15 protein-coding genes are annotated in these 19,252 nt (G+C 70.6%); 8 read left to right on the forward strand and 7 right to left on the reverse strand.

Annotation, left to right across the window (positions count from 1 at the left end; genetic code table 11):
- The 3 genes from BM041_RS14905 to BM041_RS14915 are packed head-to-tail and all read right to left on the reverse strand — an operon-like array spanning position 1 to position 3,615.
- On the reverse strand, positions 1-1,422 hold the full coding sequence (locus tag BM041_RS14905) for an HlyD family type I secretion periplasmic adaptor subunit (protein WP_092960671.1): 1,422 nt from the start codon (positions 1,420-1,422) through the stop codon (positions 1-3).
- Complete coding sequence (locus BM041_RS14910; protein WP_092960672.1) at positions 1,419-3,167, reverse strand: type I secretion system permease/ATPase; 1,749 nt, start codon at positions 3,165-3,167, stop codon at positions 1,419-1,421. The genes BM041_RS14905 and BM041_RS14910 overlap by 4 nt, the downstream gene beginning before the upstream one ends.
- Positions 3,168-3,183: 16 nt before the next feature.
- Complete coding sequence (locus BM041_RS14915) at positions 3,184-3,615, reverse strand: hypothetical protein (protein ID WP_092960673.1); 432 nt, start codon at positions 3,613-3,615, stop codon at positions 3,184-3,186.
- Between the two features lie 97 nt (positions 3,616-3,712).
- On the opposite strand from BM041_RS14915, the gene BM041_RS14920 reads away from it, so the two are divergent.
- Positions 3,713-5,005 carry an outer membrane beta-barrel protein gene (locus tag BM041_RS14920; RefSeq protein ID WP_175533947.1) on the forward strand — a complete coding sequence of 431 codons (1,293 nt, stop codon included), beginning with the start codon at positions 3,713-3,715 and terminating at the stop codon, positions 5,003-5,005.
- Between the two features lie 92 nt (positions 5,006-5,097).
- Positions 5,098-5,859 (forward strand): WecB/TagA/CpsF family glycosyltransferase, encoded by a 762-nt coding sequence (locus BM041_RS14925; protein ID WP_245762099.1) that lies wholly within the window; start codon positions 5,098-5,100, stop codon positions 5,857-5,859.
- On the opposite strand, the gene BM041_RS14930 is transcribed toward BM041_RS14925, so the two are convergent.
- From BM041_RS14930 to BM041_RS14945, 4 genes are all read right to left on the reverse strand, one after another.
- Positions 5,854-6,873, reverse strand: coding sequence for a glycosyltransferase family 2 protein (locus tag BM041_RS14930; protein ID WP_175533948.1), 1,020 nt, complete (start codon positions 6,871-6,873; stop codon positions 5,854-5,856). The two genes, BM041_RS14925 and BM041_RS14930, sit on opposite strands and share 6 nt — an antisense overlap.
- Positions 6,874-6,884: 11 nt before the next feature.
- On the reverse strand, positions 6,885-7,874 hold the full coding sequence (locus BM041_RS14935) for a glycosyltransferase family 2 protein (RefSeq protein WP_092960846.1): 990 nt from the start codon (positions 7,872-7,874) through the stop codon (positions 6,885-6,887).
- A gap of 31 nt (positions 7,875-7,905) precedes the next feature.
- Positions 7,906-9,402 (reverse strand): exopolysaccharide biosynthesis polyprenyl glycosylphosphotransferase, encoded by a 1,497-nt coding sequence (locus tag BM041_RS14940; protein ID WP_175533949.1) that lies wholly within the window; start codon positions 9,400-9,402, stop codon positions 7,906-7,908.
- Between the two features lie 125 nt (positions 9,403-9,527).
- Positions 9,528-9,992 (reverse strand): GtrA family protein, encoded by a 465-nt coding sequence (locus BM041_RS14945; protein WP_175533950.1) that lies wholly within the window; start codon positions 9,990-9,992, stop codon positions 9,528-9,530.
- A 23-nt stretch (positions 9,993-10,015) separates the two neighbouring features.
- Here BM041_RS14945 and BM041_RS14950 point away from each other — a divergent pair, with 23 nt between their 5' ends.
- The 6 genes from BM041_RS14950 to BM041_RS14975 all read left to right on the forward strand — a co-directional run bounded on the left by BM041_RS14950 (position 10,016) and on the right by BM041_RS14975 (position 19,244).
- Complete coding sequence (locus BM041_RS14950) at positions 10,016-10,993, forward strand: NAD(P)-binding domain-containing protein (RefSeq protein WP_139226074.1); 978 nt, start codon at positions 10,016-10,018, stop codon at positions 10,991-10,993.
- The gene (locus BM041_RS14955) at positions 10,993-12,531 is read left to right on the forward strand and encodes an aldehyde dehydrogenase family protein (protein WP_092960678.1); all 1,539 of its coding nucleotides are present in this window, start codon (positions 10,993-10,995) and stop codon (positions 12,529-12,531) included. Before BM041_RS14950 ends, BM041_RS14955 begins: the two co-directional genes overlap by 1 nt.
- 197 nt (positions 12,532-12,728) lie before the next feature.
- A complete protein-coding gene (locus BM041_RS14960) occupies positions 12,729-14,330 on the forward strand; it encodes an ABC transporter substrate-binding protein (protein WP_092960679.1) in 1,602 nt (533 codons plus the stop codon).
- 105 nt (positions 14,331-14,435) lie between these two features.
- Positions 14,436-16,028 carry an ABC transporter substrate-binding protein gene (locus BM041_RS14965; RefSeq protein ID WP_092960680.1) on the forward strand — a complete coding sequence of 531 codons (1,593 nt, stop codon included), beginning with the start codon at positions 14,436-14,438 and terminating at the stop codon, positions 16,026-16,028.
- A gap of 40 nt (positions 16,029-16,068) precedes the next feature.
- Entirely contained in the window at positions 16,069-17,649 is a 1,581-nt protein-coding gene (locus BM041_RS14970) for an ABC transporter substrate-binding protein (protein WP_092960681.1), read from the forward strand.
- Positions 17,649-19,244 (forward strand): ABC transporter substrate-binding protein, encoded by a 1,596-nt coding sequence (locus BM041_RS14975; protein WP_092960682.1) that lies wholly within the window; start codon positions 17,649-17,651, stop codon positions 19,242-19,244. The genes BM041_RS14970 and BM041_RS14975 overlap by 1 nt, the downstream gene beginning before the upstream one ends.
- Positions 19,245-19,252: the final 8 nt, after the last annotated feature.

Consider the following 19,252-nt stretch of genomic DNA (forward strand, 5'->3'; position numbering starts at 1 on the left):
TCACTGTTCGCGGAAGGCGCGGTGGAAGCTGTCGAAGACGGGCTGCAGGAGGTAGCGCGCGAAGGAACGGCTGCCCGTCTGGATCTGCGCTTCCACCATCATGCCGGCGCGCAGCGTAACGCCTTCGAGGGAAGCGAGCTGGGCTTCGTCGATCTGCACCTGCACGCGGTAATAGGCTGTGCCGCGGCGGTCGTCCTGCGTGATGTCGGAGGCGACGAAGGTCACGTGGCCGTGCAGGTAGGGCACCAGGCGCTGCTTGAAGGCGGGCAGCCGGATCTCCGCCTGCAGGCCGGTATGAACCACGTCGATGTCGTTCGGCTGGACGTTCACTTCCGCGATCAGGCGATCATTCTCCGGCACCAGGTCCAGCACGGGATCGCCGGGGCGGATGACGGCACCGACGGTGAAGACGCGCAGGTTGAGCACGGTGCCGGCTTCCGGCGCCGTGATCTCCATCCGCGTGGACACATCCTCCGCCGCGCGCAGCCTTTCCTCCGCCTCCGCGAGCCGGACGCGGACGTCGCGCTGCTCGGTGGAGGTTTCCTGCATGCGCTGGTCGATGATGCGCTGCATGTCGCGCTCGGCCTCCGCGATCTGGGCGCGGGAGCGGACCATCTGGTTGGTGATGTCGGTGATGTTGCCATCCACCGATGCCACCTGGCGCTGCAGGGCGAGGAGCTGCGGCAGGCGCGCCAGGCCCTGACGCAACAGCTGGGCGGTCGCACTCTCCTCCGCCCGCAGCAGCACCAGCATGCGGCGCTGGGCATCCATCTGGCCCTCGGCGGAGGCGATGGTGGCGTTGTGCTGGTCGATCCGGGCGCGCAGCACCTGGAGCTGGCTTTCCAGCGACAGGGTGCGATTCTGGAACAGGACGCGCTGGCCGGTGATGTATTCCTGCGCGCGGAGGCCGGCGGAGGCGATGAGCTCCGCGGGGAAGGTCACGTCGCTGGCGCGGGCGAGTTCGGCGGCAAGCCGTGCATCCTGGGCCAGCAGGGCCCAGCGCTGGCTGCGCAGCGTTTCCGTCTGCTGCATGGCCTGCGGCTGGTCGAGGCGCATCAGCACCTGGCCCTGCGCAACCGTGGCGCCGTCCCGCACCAGGATCTCCCGCACGATGCCGCCTTCGAAATGTTGCACGGTGCGGCGCGTGCCTTCCACCTTCAGCAGCCCCGGGGCGATGGCGGCTTCCGCCAGCGGCGTCAGCGCCGCCCAGAGGCCGAAGCCGAGCACGAAGACCAGGGTGATGGCGTAGCCGAGCACGACCGGCACACCGGTGCGCGGGCGCGCCGCATCGATCGGCAGTTCGGGCTCCGGCGGCGACCAGAGGGCAGGCGGTGCATCGGCGCTGCGGCGCAGCAGCGGCAGCTGGCCGGTGCTGGCCTGGCCCAGGGGCAGGGCCCCGACCGGGGGGATGGCCTGGCTCATCGTGCGCCCTCCGCCCGCCCGGCCGGGGGCTGGGTGATTTCCTGCGGCTTCGCCTGCTGCATCAGGCGCTTGAGCACCTCCGCCCGCGGGCCGAAGGCTTCCGCCGCACCATCGCGCAGCAGCAGCACCTTGTCCACGCCCTGTACCAGGGTCGGGCGGTGGGAGACCAGGATGACGGTGGTGTTGCGGGCCTTCAGCGCCTCCAGCCCCCGGATCAGGGCCTGTTCGGCGTCGCCGTCCAGGTTGCTGTTCGGCTCGTCCAGCACCACGAAGCGGGGGTTGCCGAACATGGCGCGCGCCAGGCCGATGAGCTGGCGCTGGCCGCCGGACAGGTGCTGGCCGCCATCGCCGATCTCGGTGTCATAGCCCTGGGGCAGGCGCAGGATCATCTCATGGCAGCCGGCAAGCTTGGCGGCTTCGAAGACCATCTCCGGCTCCGCGTCGCGCATGCGGCCGATGTTCTTCATCACCGTGCCGTCGAAGAGTTCGACATCCTGGGGGAGGTAGCCGACATAGCGGCCGAAATCCTCCCGCTGCCAGGTGAACACATCGGCGCCATCCAGCCGGACCGTGCCGGCGGAGGGCTGGAGCGTGCCGATCAGCAGGCGGATCAGCGTGGTCTTGCCGGCGGCGGAGGGGCCGATGATGGCCAGGCTCTCCCCGGCCGTGAGGGCGAAGGAGATGCCCTTGATGATAGCGACGGGCTGGCCCGGGAAGCCGAAGGTGACGCGTTCCGCCGCGACGCGGCCGGTGGGCTCCGGCAGCGGGATGCCCGGCGGGCGGATGCGCGGCAGCGCCAGGAAGCCCAGCAGGCGGCGGTAGGATTGCCGCGCCTGTACCAGCTGCTTCCAGCCGCCGATCATCTGTTCCACCGGCGCCAGCGCCCGGCCCATGATGATCGAAGCGGCGATCGAGGCGCCGGAGGTCAGCTGCTGTTCCAGCGTCAGCCAGGCGCCGACGCCCAGCACCGCGACCTGGACCGTCAGGCGGAAGAAGCGGGTGATGGAGAGCAGCATGGCGGCGCGGTCCGCCGCCTTCTCCTGCGGGGGCACGGAGGCGGAGAGCCCTTCGCGCCAGCGCTGCAGCACGGCGGGCGCCATGCCCATGCTGTCGATCACCTCGGCATTGCGGACCATGCTTTCGGCGCGGCGCTGGCTGGCCATGCCGGCGGTGCTGGCCTGCCGGAGCAGCGCGCCCGTTGCCCATTCATTCGCCAGCGTCAGCCCGAACAGCAGGACGGCGCCGGCCAGGGCGATCCAGCCCAGCGTCGGGTGCAGGGCGAAGATGACGGCCAGGTAGACCGGCACCCAGGGCACGTCGAAGACGGTGAGGGAGGCGGGGGAGCCGAGCCAGCCGCGGCAGACCGCCAGGTCGCGCAGCGCCTCCATCCGGTAGGGGCGGCCGCGGAGCTGGCTTTCGATGGCGCGGATGAAGGCCTCCGGCGCGGCCTTGCCCTCGATCCAGGTGGCGAGGCGCTGCATGATCTGGCCCCGCAGCCCGTCCAGCACGGCCATGATGAGCAGGGCGAACATGGCGATGGCGGTCAGGTAGTAGAGCGTGTCGAGGCTGCGGGTGGACAGGACGCGGTCGAAGACCTGCATCATGTACAGCGAGACGGTGAGCTGGAGCAGATTCACCACGCCGCTGAACAGCCCGACGGCGACGAGCTGGGACTTGCCGGCCGCGATGGCGTTGGACAGCACCGTATCCGGCATGCGGTCGGGCTGGCCGGGGATCAGGGGCATGGGCCTCAGCATCGCGTCAGCTCCCGACCCAGGCGACCAGCGCCGGGCCGTAATGGCGCCAGCCCAGCGCCGCGGCGGCGGCCAGCAGCACCAGCGCGACGAGGTTGGCGTTGACCAGCGTCACGAAGCCGGGCGGTGCGCGGAGGCGGCCGATATGCTCCTGCACCGCGGCCAGGCGGATCTCCTCCACCCGGTTGTGGAGGCTGCGGAAGGCGTAACCCTCCAGCGCCGCATCGGCGTCCCGGCGCAGGGTGTCGAGCCCGTTCGGCGCGAGCGGCCGGCCGGCCTCCACCGCCATGGCGAAGGCCAGCATGTCCCGCAGGCGGTGGTCGTCGCCCGGGCTCAGGAAGCTGCTGAGAGGCGGCAGCGATGGGTTCATGCGCACGCCCTCGGCCGTCCCGGCTGCCGCCGGCGAATCCCGTTCAGTCCTGATATCGTTGTCGGCCATGAACAATCCGTGAGAACGATCTGTCGTTCCGTTGAAGCGACGCTGGAATCGTGACGTGGTAGCACGCCCAGGCGGGGGCACAAACCGGAGTCACAGGGTGCATCAGGATCGCTACAGGATCGTCGCCGGCCTGCTGCTCGCAGGCTTATCCGCCACCCTTTCCGGCCGCGCGGATGCGCAGGCCGTGCCGCGTGGGGAGGTGCAGCGCGGCGTGACCGTCGCGGACCGGGCGCGGGAGGATTACGACCCGCTCGGCGTGCGGCTCGGCGCCTTCCGGCTGGATGCCGCGGCTGAACTCGGCATGGGCTATGACGACAACCTGTTCGGCACGCGCCGGGGCCGCACCGCGGATGGCTACGCGACCTGGATCGGCGAGACGTCGCTCAACAGCGACTGGTCCACCCATGCGGTGGGCGCCACCGCGCGGATCGAGCAGCGGCGCTACATCGAGGAAACCGCCCAGGACTGGACCGACTACGCCGTCGGCCTGTTCGGACGCTACGACCTGAATGCCGAGACGAATTTCGAAGGGCGATACAACCGGGTGCAGGAGCATCTGGAGGTCAGCAGCATCGATGTGCAGCAGGCCGGCCTGTCCCGCCCCATCCCCTACTACTACGATGAGGTGCAGGGGCAGGCGACGACGCGCTTCAACCGCATCGGCGTGACGGCGATCGGCAATTGGCGGGGCTACCGCTTCGACGATGTGGACCTCGGCGGGCCGCAGCAGCAGCCATCGGGACAACGTCAGGGCGATGTGTCGCGCTTCGATTTCAACTCCACGCTCGGCGCGCTCGGCCTGTCCTACGCGCTTGCACCAGGGCGCTTCATCAACGTCATCGGGCGGGTGCAGGAGATCAAGTACCAGTCCAGCGCGCAATCCGGCCGCGACAGCATGACCTATGAGGGGCTGGCGGGCTTCACCTATGATTTCGACGGCGTCTGGCGCGCGCGCGTCGCGGTGGGCTACCGGCAGCGGAACTATGACGGGCCGGGGCTGAAGACGCTGTCCGGCCCGGCCTTCGAGGGTGATGTGACCTGGCAGCCGACCCAGTTGACGACCGTCACCTTCCAGGGCCGCCGCACCATCGAGGAATCGATCCGCGACAACGCCACCAGCTTCACCCGGACGCTCGGCCAGGTGCGGGTGGACCATGAATACCTGCGCAACGTGATCCTGGGCCTGGAACTGGGCCTCGACCGGCGGGAATACGAACAGCCGAGCCAGCAGGCGACGGACGGCTTCGCCATTCTCTCCGCGCGCTACCTTCTCAACCGCAACGTGTCGCTGGTGGGGTCCTACCAGCATGCGCGGCGGCTCGATTCCTCCTCCGGCGTGCAGGAGTTCGACCGCAACCTGATCCAGTTGCGGCTGCGCATCGCCTTGTGATGAAGGCGGCGGCGAAAGCCGGCGGCGGCCCCGCGTTGGGGTGATCGCCGCCGGGCGCTTCCCGGGGGCCGCCAGCCGCCGGGAGCCCCGCCTTGACCATCGATACCGACCATCCCGCGCCGATCCGCCTGCTTGGGCTGGATTTCGAGGCGCGGGACACCGATGCCGCCCTGGCGATGCTGGCGGCGCGCGACGAGGCATCGCCCTTCGCCTACCTCGTCACCCCCAATGCCGACCATCTGGTGCGGCTGGCGCGCGACCCCGCGCGCTATGCCCCGCTGTACCGCGATGCCGCCTGGCGGCTGATGGACAGCCGCGTGGTGGCGCGGGCGGCGCGGGCCATGGGGCTGGCGGCGCCGCCGGTGGTACCGGGCAGCGACCTGACGGCCCGGCTGCTGGAGGCGGTTGTGCGGCCGGATGATCCGGTGGCCGTGCTGGGCGGCGGGGCGGGGACGGTGCAGGCGGTGGCGCGGCGCTTCGGCCTGCGACGCCTGGTGCACCATGAACCGCCCATGGGCTTCGATGCCAATCCCGTCGCCTTCGCGCGCGCCGTCGACTTCGTCGCGAATTCCGGCGCGCGGTTCAGCTTGCTCTGCGTCGGATCGCCGCGGCAGGAAATGGTGGCGCGGGCGGTTCTCGCGAAGGGGGGCGCCACGGGCACGGCGCTCTGCGTCGGCGCGAGCCTGCTGTTCCTGTCCGGCGAGGAACGGCGCGCGCCGCGCCTGGTGCAGCGCGCGGGCCTGGAATGGGCCTGGCGCCTGGCGCGGGACCCGAGGCGGCTGGCGCGCCGCTACCTCATCGACGATCCCGCCATCCTGGCGCTGCTGTGGCGGGAACGCCAGCGGGCCCTATAGGCCCGACAGCACTTCTCGCTTCAGGCGCTGTAGCGGCGTGCCGCGATGGGCGGCGTCGGTGCGGGCCAGGTAGGCGCGGCTGGTTTCGGTATGGCCATACAGGTGTTCGGTGCCGGGGGCAGGGCGGAAGCGATGCGCCAATGCCAGCGCGGCCGGGGCGGCGCGCAGCCCTTGCAGCACCACGCCGTTGCGCGCGCCCTTGGCCTGGTAGGCGAGGAAGCGCGGCAGCAGCGCGGCCGGGTTCGCGCCGTGCTTCATGGCGATGTAGAGCCGGTTGCGCACGAAGTGGAACCAGCGCGTCCCGGTCCAGCCAACGCGCGCCTCCGGGCTGACCTTGTGGCGCACGGCGATGTCGCCGCGGTAGCGGATGGTGCGGCCCATGTTGATGAGGCGGAGCGCGAGGTCGTATTCCTCCCACGCGAAGAACAGCGCGTCGTCATAGCCGCCGGCGGTGTCGAAATCCGCGCGCCGCAGCGCGTGGCCCGCACCGACGAAGGTGGCGACATCGAACACCTCCGCCGCGCGCGGCAGCAGGCCCTTCGGATAACCCCAGGAGGAAAGATCGTCCTGCCCCGTCGCATGGACGAGGATGCGGCAGGCGATGGCGCCGAGATGGGGCGCGGCATCCATCGCCGCGACGGCGCGGGCCAGCGTATCGGTGGTGGCGAATTCCGCATCATTGTCGAGCGCGAAGACGATGCGCGCGCGGCCGAGGGCGGTGGCGCGGTTGCGGCCGCCGGCAACGCCGTGGTTGCGGTCGAGCGCGACCAGGGTGGCGTCCGTTGCCCCTTGGACAGCGGCGCGAAGGCGGGCCATGGCGATGTCGCTGCTGCCCTGGTCCACGATCCAGACATGCTTGCTGACACCCTGCTGTGCGCGGGCGGAGGCGATGGCGGCGATCGTCTCCTCCGCGCGTTCCATCGCCAGGATGATGACATCGGCATCGACGGGGTGCAGGGGCCCGACGGCGCCGGCGACATGCTGCGGCGGGGGGAAGGCCGGGCGGTTCGTCATGGCGGTTTCCGTCATCTCGGGGGAAGCGCGAAATCGGGGGCGGGGATGGCCAGGTAGGCCATGCGCTTCGCCTCCATCCGGCCGCGCGTGACGGTATCCAGGATCAGGCCGCAGGCCAGCGACAGGAAGGCGAGCAGCATCAGGCCGGTGGAGAGCACCGCGGTCGGCAGGCGCGGCACCAGGCCGGTGGCGAGGAAGGTCTGAAACACTGGCACGGCGATGCCCACGGACAGCAGCGCCAGCGCCAGCGCCAGCAGGGCGAAGAAGGGCAGCGGCCGTTCGCGGCGGACCAGCAGCGCGATGGTGCGCAGGATGCGGAAGCCGTCCCGCCAGGTGTTGAGCTTGGAGGCGCTGCCGGGCGGGCGTTCGCGATAGGCCGTCACAACCTCACCCACCGGCATGCTGAGTTCCAGCGCGTGGACGGTGAACTCCGTCTCCGTCTCGAACCCCGCCGCGAGTGCGGGGAAGGATTTGGCGAAGCGGCGGGAGAAGACGCGGTAGCCCGAGAGCATGTCGGAGATGCGGTTGCCGAAGATCAGCCGCACGACGCCGGTCAGCACGGCATTGCCGAGGCGATGGCCGGGACGATAGGCAGCCACGGCATCGGTGATGCGCGTGCCCGTCACCATGTCGAGCCGTTCCTCCAGCAGAAGCCGGATCATCTCCGGTGCGGCGGCGGCATCGTAGGTGTCGTCGCCATCGACGAGGACGTACACATCGGCCTCGATATCCGCGAGCATGCGGCGGACGACATGGCCCTTGCCCTGCAGCCGTTCGGTGCGGACGACGGCGCCGGCGGCCAGCGCAGCCTGGCGCGTCCGGTCGCGGCTGTTGTTGTCGTAGACGAAGACGGTGGCTTCCGGCAGCGCGTTGCGGAAGGCGGCCACCACGCGGGGGATGGCCACTTCCTCATTGTAGCAGGGCACCAGGACGGCGATGCGGGGCGCGGGCGGGTGCGCGCCGTCCCAGGCATGGTCGGCCGGCGCGTCAAGGCGTTGCATCAGGTTCATCTCCCGCTGGTGCATGCGGCCGCTAGAGCGCGTTCCGCATGCACGCCACCGCCAGCAAGGTGCGGAGGATGATGGTGATATCAAGCCAGGGCGACCAGCGTTCGATGTATTCGAGGTCGCTTTCCACCCGGCGGATGATCTGTTCCTCCGTGATGGTCGGCCCGCGCCAGCCGCGCACCTGTGCCAGGCCCGTCAGGCCGGGCTTCACCTGGTGGCGGGCGGCGTAGTTGGCCACGACCTCATCGAAGCGGCGGCCGGCGGCGCGGGTGCCGGGGGCATGCGGCCGCGGGCCGACGAAGGACATGTCGCCCTTCAGGATGTTGAAGATCTGCGGCAGTTCATCGAGCGAGGTCCGACGCAGGATGGCGCCGACCGGCGTGATGCGTGCGTCGCCGGCACGGACCTGGCGCAGCACCTCATGGTCCGTCGCATCCGCGTACATGGTGCGGAACTTCAGCACGTCGAAGGGCTGGTCGTTGAAGCCGGTGCGGCGCTGGCGGAAGAAGACCGGGCCGGGGCTGTCCAGCTTGATGGCCAGCGCGATCAGCAGCATGGGTACGGCGGCGATGGCCAGCGCCAGGATGGCCAGGGCGTAGTCCTCCGCCACCTTCACCGCGGCGCCGAGGCCGGAGATGGGGCGGGCGCGCAGCAGGACGGGGCCGGCGGGGCGGCGGCCGGCGGGCAGGCGATCCGCCAGCAGGTCCGGCGCCAGGCGGATTTCCAACGGGAAGGCGCTGAGCTGCTCCATGACGGCGGCGATCCGTGTCTCGGCCGACCAGGGCAGGGCGAGCACCACCACCTCCACCTGTCCGGCGCGGATCATGGCGCCGAGCTGCGCCATGCCACCAAGACGGCGAAGGCCATTCGGCAGGGCCTCGCCATCGGTGCGCGGGCTGCGATCATCGACCAGGCCGAGGAGGCGGAGGCCGCTGCCACCCTCGCGGCGCATCGCCTCCATCAGGCGGCTGGCCTGGGGGCCAGCGCCGAGGATGACGGCACGCTGCGCGCTGCGGCTGCCATCCTGGCGCAGCAGGGCAGCGACGGCGGTCCGCGCGGCGAGGAGGCTGCCCCCGCCGAGCAGCGCCGCGGTGCCGAGCCAGGCCGGATCGATCCGCCGCTGCGCGCCGAGCGCGACGGCCGCGAGGATCAGGACGAGCATCGCCGCCGCCAGGCCCTGCAGCGCGCGGCTGCGCTGCTGGCCGGCACGGTGCAGCGCGGCGTGGTCATAGGCGCCGATCGCGCCGGCGAAGGCGACGGCCAGGCCGGCGAGAAGACCGGTCATTCCCGCGTGGCGCGCGCCCGGACTGTTGATGAGGGCATCCGCCAGCAGCCCGGCGCCGCCGACGGCCACCAGGTCCAGCAGCACGACCAGCGCGGCCACCATCACCGGCGGCAAGGGTGGCGCGTGGGCTCGTATCGCGTCGGGCAGGGGCTCCGCCCCGATCCCGGCGAGGAAGGGCGTCACGGTGCCGCCACGCCCTTCATCCGGCGCGCGGTTGGCCTGGTTTCGCTTCGGCATGGAAGCGGCTCCGCTGGTGGCGTGGGCGGGAAGGACGGGGCGCATGTCGGGGGCGGCCTGGGGGGTCGAGATGCGCATCCTGCCGTATCTTGTTCAGGGGCTGTCGAGGGCTGGTTCCGAGGCACTCAAGCCCCGTTGCCATCCACGAATACGTAACGTCGCGACAGGAGAAAGTTCCCGACCATGCCGGCCAGGGCACCGGCCGCGACGCCGATGACGGGGTGCTCGGCCACGGCCGGAACCCCCGCGACGAGCGCGGCATAGGTGCCGTAGTTGCATGCGAATCCGATCAGGTTCACGACAAGGAACAGCGCCCATTGCCGCGCGACGGGACCCTGGCCGCGGCCCCTGAAGGTCCAGGCGCGATTGAGCGCCCAGGTCGTGGTCGCGGCGGCCACATAGGAGACGGCGCGGCCGGAGTAGAGGCCGAGCCCCAGCGCCAGCCCCGCATAGAGCACGGCCGTGTCCACCACGAAGCCGACGGTGCCGACGACGCCGAAGCGCAGGAACTGCATCAGCGTCGCGGTCCGCGCCGGGCCGAGCCGGGCAGCCAGGCGGTGGAGGGGGCCGTTGTAGGTCTGGTCGGACATGCATGCTCCTGCTGCACCGCAGCATGACGAATAGGCAGAGCCGGCACAAACCACGGCATGGTGACGGAAAAGCGGCAGGCCCCCTGCCTTGCCCGTGTTGGGGGCGCCTGCGACCCTCACGATCCTGTGGCCTGGATGGAAGACGGATGCGGATCGGGATCGTGGGGCTCGGCAATATGGGGCTGGGCATGGCGGGGTGGCTGGCCGGTACCGGCGCGGCGGTGACGGGCTTCGATCTGCACGGGCCGTCCGTGGCGGCCGCGCTGGACAAGGGGGTCACGATCGCGGGGGCGGTCGCGGGCGTGGCGGCGCCGGTCGTCATCCTGTCCCTGCCGCAGGAGCGGGCGGTGGAAGCGGTGCTGGCCGCGCTGCTGCCGGCGATGGAGAAGGGGGCGGTGGTGGTGGATACCTCCACGCTGGACCCGCTGGCGGCGCGGCGCTTCCACGCGCTGGCCGCGACGATGGGGGTGGATTACCTGGATGCGCCGGTCTCCGGCGGCCCGGCGGGCGCGGCGGCGGGGACGCTGGCGATGATGCTGGGCGGCGAGGCCGCGGCGATCGAGCGCGCGCGGCCGGTGCTGGAACGCATGGCGGCGAAGATCATCCCGGTCGGCGGGCCGGGCGCGGGGCAGGTGGCGAAGCTGGTGAACAACCTGCTGGTGGCGACCCACCTGGCGGTGGCGGCGGAAGCGCTGCGGATGGGGCAGGCCGCGGGGGTGGAGGTGGCCGCGCTGCTGCCGGTGGTGAACGCGGCATCCGGCCGTTCGGCGGCGACGGAGGTGAATTTTCCGAGATGGATCGCCAGCGGGGCCTTCGATTCGGGTTTCTCGGCGGGGCTGATGCGCAAGGATGTGCGCCTGGCGCTGGGGCTCGCCAAGGCGGTCGGCGCGAAGCTGGAGGCCTGCGGCGCGGCGGCGGCGTTGTGGGAGGAGGCGGACATCGCGGATGCCGCCGACTTCAACCGGGTGCCGGCGGCGATCCTGGCGGGGGAGGCCGCGTGATGGCGCATGCAGCATTCGCGGCAGCGACGGTCGCGGCGCAGGGCGTGGCGGCGCTGCTGGGCGGCAGAGTCGGCAGCGTGGTGGATGGCCAGGTCGTCGAAGGGCAGGGCGCGCCCCTGATGCTCGATGACCCCGCCACGGGGTTGCCGCTGCTGGGCTACCGGGATGCGGGCACGGCCGTGGCGCGGGAGGCCGCCGCCGGGGCGGCCCGGGCGCAGCGGGCATGGATCGCGCTGACGGCCGCGGAGCGCGGGCGCAGGCTGTGGGCGCTGGGTGCCGCCATCCGGGCGGAGGCCGAGGCGCTGGCCCTGCTGGAATGCGCCAATACCGGCAAACCGCTGCGGGATTGCCGGGGTGAGGTCGCGCGCGTGGCCGAGATGGCGGAATACTGGGCGGGCTGGTGCGACAAGGTCGAGGGCCGCGTCGTCTCCGTCCCCTCCGGCCATTTCGTCACGGTGCGGCGGGAGCCGATGGGGGTGGTGCTGGCCATCACGCCCTGGAACGCGCCGCTGTTCACCGCGGGGTGGAACGTGCTGCCGGCGCTGGCGGCGGGCAATGCGGTGGTGCTGAAGCCCAGCGAGTACACGCCGCTGACCTCCGCCGCCTTCGGGCTGCTCGCCGCGCGCGCCGGGCTGCCCGTGGGGTTGGTGCAGGTGGTGGCCGGCGCGGGGGCGACGAGCGGGGAGGCGCTGCTCGCGGCGCCGGAGGTCGCGATGGTGACCTTCGTCGGCGGCGCGGTGAGTGGCACGCGGATCGCCGGTGCCTGCGCCGCGCGCATGATCCCCTGCGTGATGGAACTGGGCGGCAAGTCCGCCAACATCGTCTTTGCCGATGCGGATCTTCCGGCGGCGGTGCAGGGGGCGCAGCAGGCGATCTTCGCCGGCAGCGGGCAATCCTGCGTCGCGGGGTCGCGGTTGCTGGTGCAGCGGTCCATCCATGACCGCTTCGTGGAGATGCTGGCGGAAGCTTCCTCCCGCATCCGGCTGGGTGATCCGCTGGATGCCGGGACGGAGGCCGGGCCGGTGTGCAACGCGCGGCAGTTCGAGCATGTTCGGGCGCTGGTCTCGGCCGGGGCGGCGGAGGGGGCGGATGTCTTCACCGCGCCGCGCGGCCGCACGCTGCCCGAGGCGGGCTTCTGGGTGCCGCCCACGATCATCGCGGGCGTCACCAACGCCGCGCGGGTGGCGCAGGAGGAAATCTTCGGCCCGGTCGTCGCGGCCATCCCGTTCGAGGACGAGGCGGAGGCGATCGCCATCGCCAACGCCACGCCCTTCGGCCTGGCGGGCGCGGCCTGGACGAGCGATGTGGGCCGGGCGCACCGCGTGGCGGCGGCGGTGCGGGCGGGGACGTTCTGGATCAACGGCTACCGGACCATCCATGTCAGCGTGCCCTTCGGCGGCTTCGGGGCGAGCGGCCATGGCAGGTCGTCGGGGCAGGAGGCGCTGATGGCCTATACCCAGGCGAAGGCGGTGTGGGTGGAGACTGCGGCGGTGCCGGCGCTGGGGTTCGGGCATCGCCCGGCGGGCGTGGGGGGATAGACCGGCGGGCGTGGGGGGATAGACCGGCGGGCGTGGGGGGATAGACCGGCGGGCGTGGGGGGATAGACCGGCGGGCGTGGGGCGGGGGTTGTTGCCTATCCCCTTGCATCCGGCCCGGTAACTCTGTTCCTTACGCGGCATCCAAGGGTGGCCCGCATTCGCGGGCCGCCAGCCATGCCGGGGGGCACCGAGGAACCATGAAGCGTCGCCAAATCCTGTCCGGGGCCGGTGCGGCCCTGGGTGCATCCATGGTGGGCGTGCCCGCCCTCGGCCAGGGCACCAGCGGGGCATCGCGCCTGCTGAAGTTCATCCCGCAGGCGGACCTCGCCGTGCTGGACCCGATCCTGACCACGGCCTACGTGACGCGTCACCACGGCTACATGATCTGGGACACGCTCTACGGCTTCGACCAGGACTACAAGCCGCAGCCGCAGATGGTGCAGGGCCATGTCGTCGAGGATGACGGCAAGCGCGTGACCATGACGCTGCGCGATGGCTTGCGCTGGCATGATGGCGAACCCGTCCGCGCGCGGGATTGCGTGGCCTCCATCCGCCGCTGGGGCGCGCGGGATGCGCTGGGGCAGGTGTTGCTGTCCGTGACGGATGAGCTTTCGGCGCCGGACGACAAGACCATCCTGTTCCGGCTGAGGCGGCCCTTCCCGCTGATGTTCGAGGCGCTGGGCAAGCCCTCCACCCCCGTTGCCTTCATGATGCCGGAACGCCTGGCGAGCCAGGACCCCAACACGCCGCTGCGCGGCGACCTGATCGGCAGCGGCCCCTTCCGCTTCGCCGCCAGCGAACGCGTGCCGGGCGCGCGCATCGTCTACACGCGCTTCGATGGGTATGTGCCGCGCAGCGAGGGCACGCCGACCTGGACCGCGGGGCCGAAGCGCACCTTCCTCGACCGCGTAGAATGGCACGTGATGCCGGACCCGGCGACGGCATCGGGCGCGCTGCAGAACGGCGAGATGGATTGGTGGGAACAGCCGACGGGCGACCTGCAGCCGGTGCTGCGCCGCAACCGCAACGTGGTGCTGGAAATCCCGGACCCCACGGGGCTGATGGCGGTGGCGCGCTTCAATCACCTGCATGCGCCGTTCGACAAGCCGGCGGTGCGGCGCGCGCTGCTGGGTGCCATCAACCAGGCGGATTTCATGACCGCCGTGATCGGCACGGATCGCAGCCTGTGGCGGGAGAATATCGGCTTCTTCCCGCCGGGCACGCCGCTCGCCTCCGATGTGGGGCTGGATGCGCTGACCACCCCGCGTGACATGGACAAGGTGCGGCGTGACCTGGCGGCCGCCGGCTACAACGGCGAACGGGTGACGCTGATCGCGGCGTCCGACTTCCCGTCGCTGAACGCGCTGGCGCAGGTGACGAACGACATGCTGCGGCGCGCCGGCATGAATGTGGACTACGTCGCGACCGACTGGGGCACGGTGGTGCAGCGGCGCGCGAGCCGCGAGGCGCCGGAGCGCGGCGGCTGGAGCATGTTCTGCACCTTCTGGGCTGGCGTGGACATGTTCAACCCCGGCGTGCACCAGAGCCTGCGTGGCCATGGCCAGGCCGCCTGGTTCGGCTGGCCGACCATCCCGCGGATCGAGGAACTGCGCACCGCCTGGTTCGATGCGCCGGACCTGGCGGCGCAGCAGGCGATCGCGCGGCAGATCCAGGAAGTGGCCTTCCAGGAAGTACCCTATCTGCCGCTCGGCCAGTATTTCCAGGCGACGGCGTACCGCCGCGGCATCAGTGGCGTGCTCAAGGGCCTGCCGTTGTTCTGGAACGTGCAGAAATCCTGAGCAGAAGGGGCGCGGGGGGAGCGATCTCCCCGCGCCTTCCCGCTTGCGGGATCGGCGATCCCCTGTTCTCATCCCCTGCGACAGGGTGATCGGGAGAATGAGGGAATGCATCGCAGGAACCTGCTGAAGGCAGGCGCCGCCGTGGCCGCGGCATCGTCGCTGAGCCACGCCGCCATCGCACAGCCCGCGCAGAACCGTGTGCTGAAGATGGTGCCGCAGGCGAACCTCACGAGCCTGGATCCCATCTGGACCACGGCCAACATCACCCGCAACCACGGCTACATGGTCTACGACACGCTCTACGGCATGGATGCGGATTTCCGCCCCCAGCCGCAGATGGCGGAGGGGGCCGTGACCAGCGACGGTGGCCTGCGCGTCACCATCACCATCCGCGCCGGCATGAAGTTCCATGACGGGGAGACGGTGCGCGCGGCGGATTGCGTCGCATCGCTGGCGCGCTGGATGAAGCGGAGCCCGATCGGGCAGAAGCTGGAAACCTTCGTCGATGCGGTGGAGGCGTCCGGCGACCGGCAGATCGTCTTCCGGCTGAAGCGTCCCTTCCCCATGCTGACCGCGGCGTTGGCGCAGGTGTCCAACAGCCCGGCCTTCATCATGCCGGAGCGCATCGCGCGCACCGATCCCTTCCAGCAGATCCGGGAGACGATCGGCAGCGGCCCCTTCCGCTTCGTGCCGGCGGAGTTCAACTCCGGCAGCCTCGCGGTCTATTCCCGCTTCGCCGACTACAGCCCGACGCCGACGGGCCGGACCAGCCTGACGGCGGGGCCGAAGGTGGCGCATTTCGACCGCGTCGAGTGGCACATCATCACCGATGCCTCGACCGCCGCCGCCGCGCTGCAGACCGGCGAGATCGACTGGTACGAACAGCCGCCGCCCGAGATCCAGATGCTGCTGCGGCGGAATCGCAACGTGGTGATCGAGGCCGTGGACCCGCTGCCGCTGATCGGCATCCTGCGCTTCAATCACCTGCATCCACCCTTCAACGACAAGAGGATGCGCCAGGCGCTGCTGCCCGCGATCGTGCAGTCCGACTTCATGAGCGCGGTCGTGGGCCCGGACCCGTCGCTGTTCATGGAGAATGTGGGCGTCTTCACGCCCGGCACGCCGCTGGCGAATGATGCGGGGCTGGAGGCGTTGAAGAGCCCGCGCAGCGTGGAACGCGCGCGGGCGCTGATGCGCGAGGCCGGCTACACGAACCAGCTCACGCGCCTGATCGGGCCGACCGACATCCTGGCGCCATCGGCGATGACGCAGGTGGGGGCGGATCTGCTTCGCCGCCTCGGCTTCAACGCCGACAATGCCTTCAGCGACTGGGGCACGACGGTCACGCGGCGGACATCGCGGGAGCCGGTGGAGCGGGGCGGGTGGAGCATGCTGTTCACCAGCTTCTCCTCCTTCGACTTCGTCGATCCCAGCGCGCATTTCCCGCTGCGCGGCAACGGCACGAATGCCTGGCCGGGCTGGCCGAACATGCCGCGGCTGGAGGAGTTGCGCGACGAATGGTTCGTGGCGCCGGACCTCGATGCGCAGAAGCGGATCGCGCGCGAATTGCAGACGGTGGCGATGGACGAACTGCCCTACATCCCCGTCGGCGCCTACATGTCCATGACCGCGCATCGGCGGAACCTGGCGGATCGGGTGAAGGGCATGGCGCTGTTCTGGGGGCTCCGACGCACCTGAGCGTGGCTGGCGTGACGGCTTTGGCACGAGGGAGGCGGCGATGATCGGCAGGCGTGGATTGATGGCGGCGACGGCCGCTGGCTTGGCGATGCCGAGCGTGGTGAGCGCGCAGGGAGGGGCCGCGCGGACGCTGCGCGTGATCCCGCAGGCGAACCTCACCTCGCTCGATCCCGTCTGGACCACCGCGGTGGTCACGCGGAACAACGCCTTCATGATCTACGACCAGATCTGCGCCCAGGATTCCAAGGGCGAGATCAGGCCGCAGATGGCGGAAGGATGGGAGGTGGCCGATGGCGGCCTCAGCGTCACCTTCACGCTGCGGACCGGGCTGCTGTTCCATGATGGGGAAAGGGTGACGGCGCGGGACTGCGTCGCCTCCATCGATCGCTGGTCGAAGCGCGATCCCTTCATGCAGGTGCTGCAGCCCTCGGTCGCGGAGGTCACGGCGCTGGATGACCGACGCTTCCGCTTCCGCCTGCACCGGCCGGTGCCGCTGCTGCTGGCCGCACTCGGCCAGACGCAATTCCCCTGCTTCATCATGCCGGAACGCATCGCGCGCACGGATGCCTTCACCCAGATCCGGGAGGCCGTGGGCAGCGGTCCCTTCCGGTTCCTGCCGAATGAGTGGAACCCAGGCCAGCGATCGGTGTGGGCGAAGCATGAGGGCTATGTGCCGCGGCAGGAGGCGGTGGATGGGCTCGCGGGTGGGCGCGTGCCGCGGATCGACCGCGTGGAGTGGACCGTCATCACGGACCCCGCCACCAGCGCCAATGCGATGATGCTGGGGGAACAGGATTACTGGGAATACCCGCTGCACGACCTGCTGGGCCTGATGCGGCGGAACCGCGAACTGGTCGTGGAACAGCGGCTGATGGACGGGACCTACGGCATCGCGCGCTTCAACACGCTGCACCCGCCCTTCAACAACCCTGCCATCCGCCGCGCCGTCGCCATGGCGCTGGACCAGCGGGACTACCTGACCTCCGTCGCGGGTGCCGATCCCGCGGGCTGGGGCGTGTGCGAGGGCGTCTTCACCTGCGACACGCCGATGGCGAATGACGCGGGCAGCGAGATCCTGCGCACGCGCAACATCGACCGCGCCAAGGCCGCACTCGCGGCCGCTGGCTATAATGGCGAGAAGGTCGTGCTGATCGCGCCCGGCGACTATCCGCAGATCAACACATTGTCGCTGGTGACGGCGGATCTGCTGAAGCGGCTCGGCATGAACCTGGAACTGGTGGCGGCCGACTGGGGCACGCTGATCCAGCGGCGAACGAGCAAGGAACCGGTGGAGCGGGGCGGCTGGAGCATCATCCACACCACGTCGTCCGGCCAGTCGCTGACCCTGCCGGTGACGCATCTGTTCCTGCGGGCGAATGGCCCGAATGCCTGGTTCGGCTGGCCGGATGATACGGAGATCGAGCGGCTTCGCGCGGAATGGGTCGCGGCCGCCACGCCGGCGGAGCATCGGCGGATCGCGGAGGCGCTGAACAGGCGCGCGATGGAGACGATGCACTACCTGCCGCTGGGCTATTACTGGCAGCCCAGCGTCTGGCGCCGCAACGTCACCGGCGTGTTCCGCGCGCCGGCGACCGTGTTCTGGAATATGGGGAAGGCGTGATGGCCATAATGAAGGTTTCTCGTCGTTCGGCGCTGCTGCTCGCGGGGGGCGCGCTGGCAGCGCCGCGGATCGCGGATGCGCAGGCGAATGCGCGCACGCTGCGCTTCGTGCCGCAGGCCAACCTCTCCAACATCGATCCCGTCTGGTCCACAGCCGTCGTGGTGCGCAACCACGGGCTTATGATCTACGACACGCTCTACGGGCTTGGCGCCGATTTCCGGCCGCGGCCGCAGATGGCGGCGGGGCATGAAATCACCGAGGAAGGCCGGCGCTGGACCATCACGCTGCGGCCGGGCCTGCGCTTCCATGACGGCGCGCCCGTCACCGCGCGGGATTGCGTCGCTTCCATTCAGCGCTGGGCGAAGCGGGATGTGCTGGGGCAGCGACTCGACGGGCTGATGGACGGGATCGCGGCGCTGGATGATTCGCGCTTCGAGATCCGGCTGAAGAAGGCCTGGCCGGGCCTTGCCTTCGCGCTGGGCAAGCCATCCGCCAACATCTGCGCCATCATGCCTGAACGCGTGGCACGGACCGATCCCTTCACGCAGATCACGGACTACACCGGCAGCGGGCCCTTCCGCTTCCGCCAGGACCTGTTCCGCCCCGGCGACCGCATGATCTATGAGCGCTTCGCCGGCTATGCACCGCGGAGCGAGCCCGCGGATTTCCTCGCCGGTGGGAAGCAGGTCCATTTCGACCGGGTCGAGTGGATCGTCATGCCCGATCCCTCCACCGCCAGCGCCGCGTTGCAGAACAACGAGGTGGATTGGTGGGAAACGCCGCTGCCGGACCTGCTGCCGCTGCTGCGGCGGAACCGGGAGATCCAGACGGATCTGGTGAACACCGCCGGCAACCTGGGCGTGCTGCGTTTCAACTTCCTGCAGCCGCCCTTCGACAATCCCGCGATCCGCCGCGCCGTCCTGCCGGCCGTGGACCAGCGCGCCTTCATGAACGCGGCGATCGGGACGGACCCCGCCCTATCCACCATCCCTGCCGGCGTCTTCACGCCCGGCACGCCGCTGGCGAATGACGAGGGGCTCTCCGTCCTGTCCGGGCCGCGAGACCTGGAAGCCGCGCGAAGGGCGCTGCGGGAGGCCGGGTATCGCGGGGAGCGCGTCGTGCTGCTGTCCGCGACGGACCTGCCGGTGCTGCAGAACCTGGCGGAGGTTGCGGCCGACATGCTGCGGCGAATCGGCTTCAACGTCGACCTCCAGGCGATGGATTGGGGCACGCATATCCAGCGGCGCACCAATCGCGGGCCGGTCGATGCGGGCGGCTGGAGCGCCTTCTGCACGACCTGGGAGGGGCTCGATGTCTCCGTGCCCGGCAGCCACATGCCGATTCGCGGCAACGGCACCAATGCCTGGGCGGGATGGCCGACGCTGCCGCGGCTGGAGGAACTGCGCGAGGCGTGGTTCGAGGCCACGGACCTCGCGGCGGAACAGGCGATCGCGCGGGAGATCCAGCGCGTGACCTGGCAGGAAGTGCCGTTCATCCCGCTGGGCCAGGTGCTGCCATTGATGGCCTATCGCCGCAGCATCACGGGCGTGGTGAAGGGCGGGCCGGCGCTGTTCTGGGGCGTTCGCCGAGCCTAAGGCGCGGC

The organism is Falsiroseomonas stagni DSM 19981, assembly GCF_900114315.1.
GTDB lineage: Bacteria > Pseudomonadota > Alphaproteobacteria > Acetobacterales > Acetobacteraceae > Falsiroseomonas > Falsiroseomonas stagni.

What these genes read in the sequence shown, in the direction of transcription:
- BM041_RS14975 (WP_092960682.1), top strand. Translation starts at nt 17,649, where the DNA reads ATGGCCATAATGAAGGTTTCTCGTCGTTCGGCGCTGCTGCTCGCGGGG.
- BM041_RS14910 (WP_092960672.1), bottom strand. Translation starts at nt 3,167, where the DNA reads ATGCCCCTGATCCCCGGCCAGCCCGACCGCATGCCGGATACGGTGCTG.
- BM041_RS14935 (WP_092960846.1), bottom strand. Translation starts at nt 7,874, where the DNA reads ATGCAACGCCTTGACGCGCCGGCCGACCATGCCTGGGACGGCGCGCAC.
- BM041_RS14950 (WP_139226074.1), top strand. Translation starts at nt 10,016, where the DNA reads ATGACGAATAGGCAGAGCCGGCACAAACCACGGCATGGTGACGGAAAA.
- BM041_RS14955 (WP_092960678.1), top strand. Translation starts at nt 10,993, where the DNA reads ATGGCGCATGCAGCATTCGCGGCAGCGACGGTCGCGGCGCAGGGCGTG.
- BM041_RS14905 (WP_092960671.1), bottom strand. Translation starts at nt 1,422, where the DNA reads ATGAGCCAGGCCATCCCCCCGGTCGGGGCCCTGCCCCTGGGCCAGGCC.
- BM041_RS14960 (WP_092960679.1), top strand. Translation starts at nt 12,729, where the DNA reads ATGAAGCGTCGCCAAATCCTGTCCGGGGCCGGTGCGGCCCTGGGTGCA.
- BM041_RS14915 (WP_092960673.1), bottom strand. Translation starts at nt 3,615, where the DNA reads ATGGCCGACAACGATATCAGGACTGAACGGGATTCGCCGGCGGCAGCC.
- BM041_RS14965 (WP_092960680.1), top strand. Translation starts at nt 14,436, where the DNA reads ATGCATCGCAGGAACCTGCTGAAGGCAGGCGCCGCCGTGGCCGCGGCA.
- BM041_RS14940 (WP_175533949.1), bottom strand. Translation starts at nt 9,402, where the DNA reads ATGCCGAAGCGAAACCAGGCCAACCGCGCGCCGGATGAAGGGCGTGGC.
- BM041_RS14930 (WP_175533948.1), bottom strand. Translation starts at nt 6,873, where the DNA reads ATGACGAACCGCCCGGCCTTCCCCCCGCCGCAGCATGTCGCCGGCGCC.
- BM041_RS14945 (WP_175533950.1), bottom strand. Translation starts at nt 9,992, where the DNA reads ATGTCCGACCAGACCTACAACGGCCCCCTCCACCGCCTGGCTGCCCGG.
- BM041_RS14970 (WP_092960681.1), top strand. Translation starts at nt 16,069, where the DNA reads ATGATCGGCAGGCGTGGATTGATGGCGGCGACGGCCGCTGGCTTGGCG.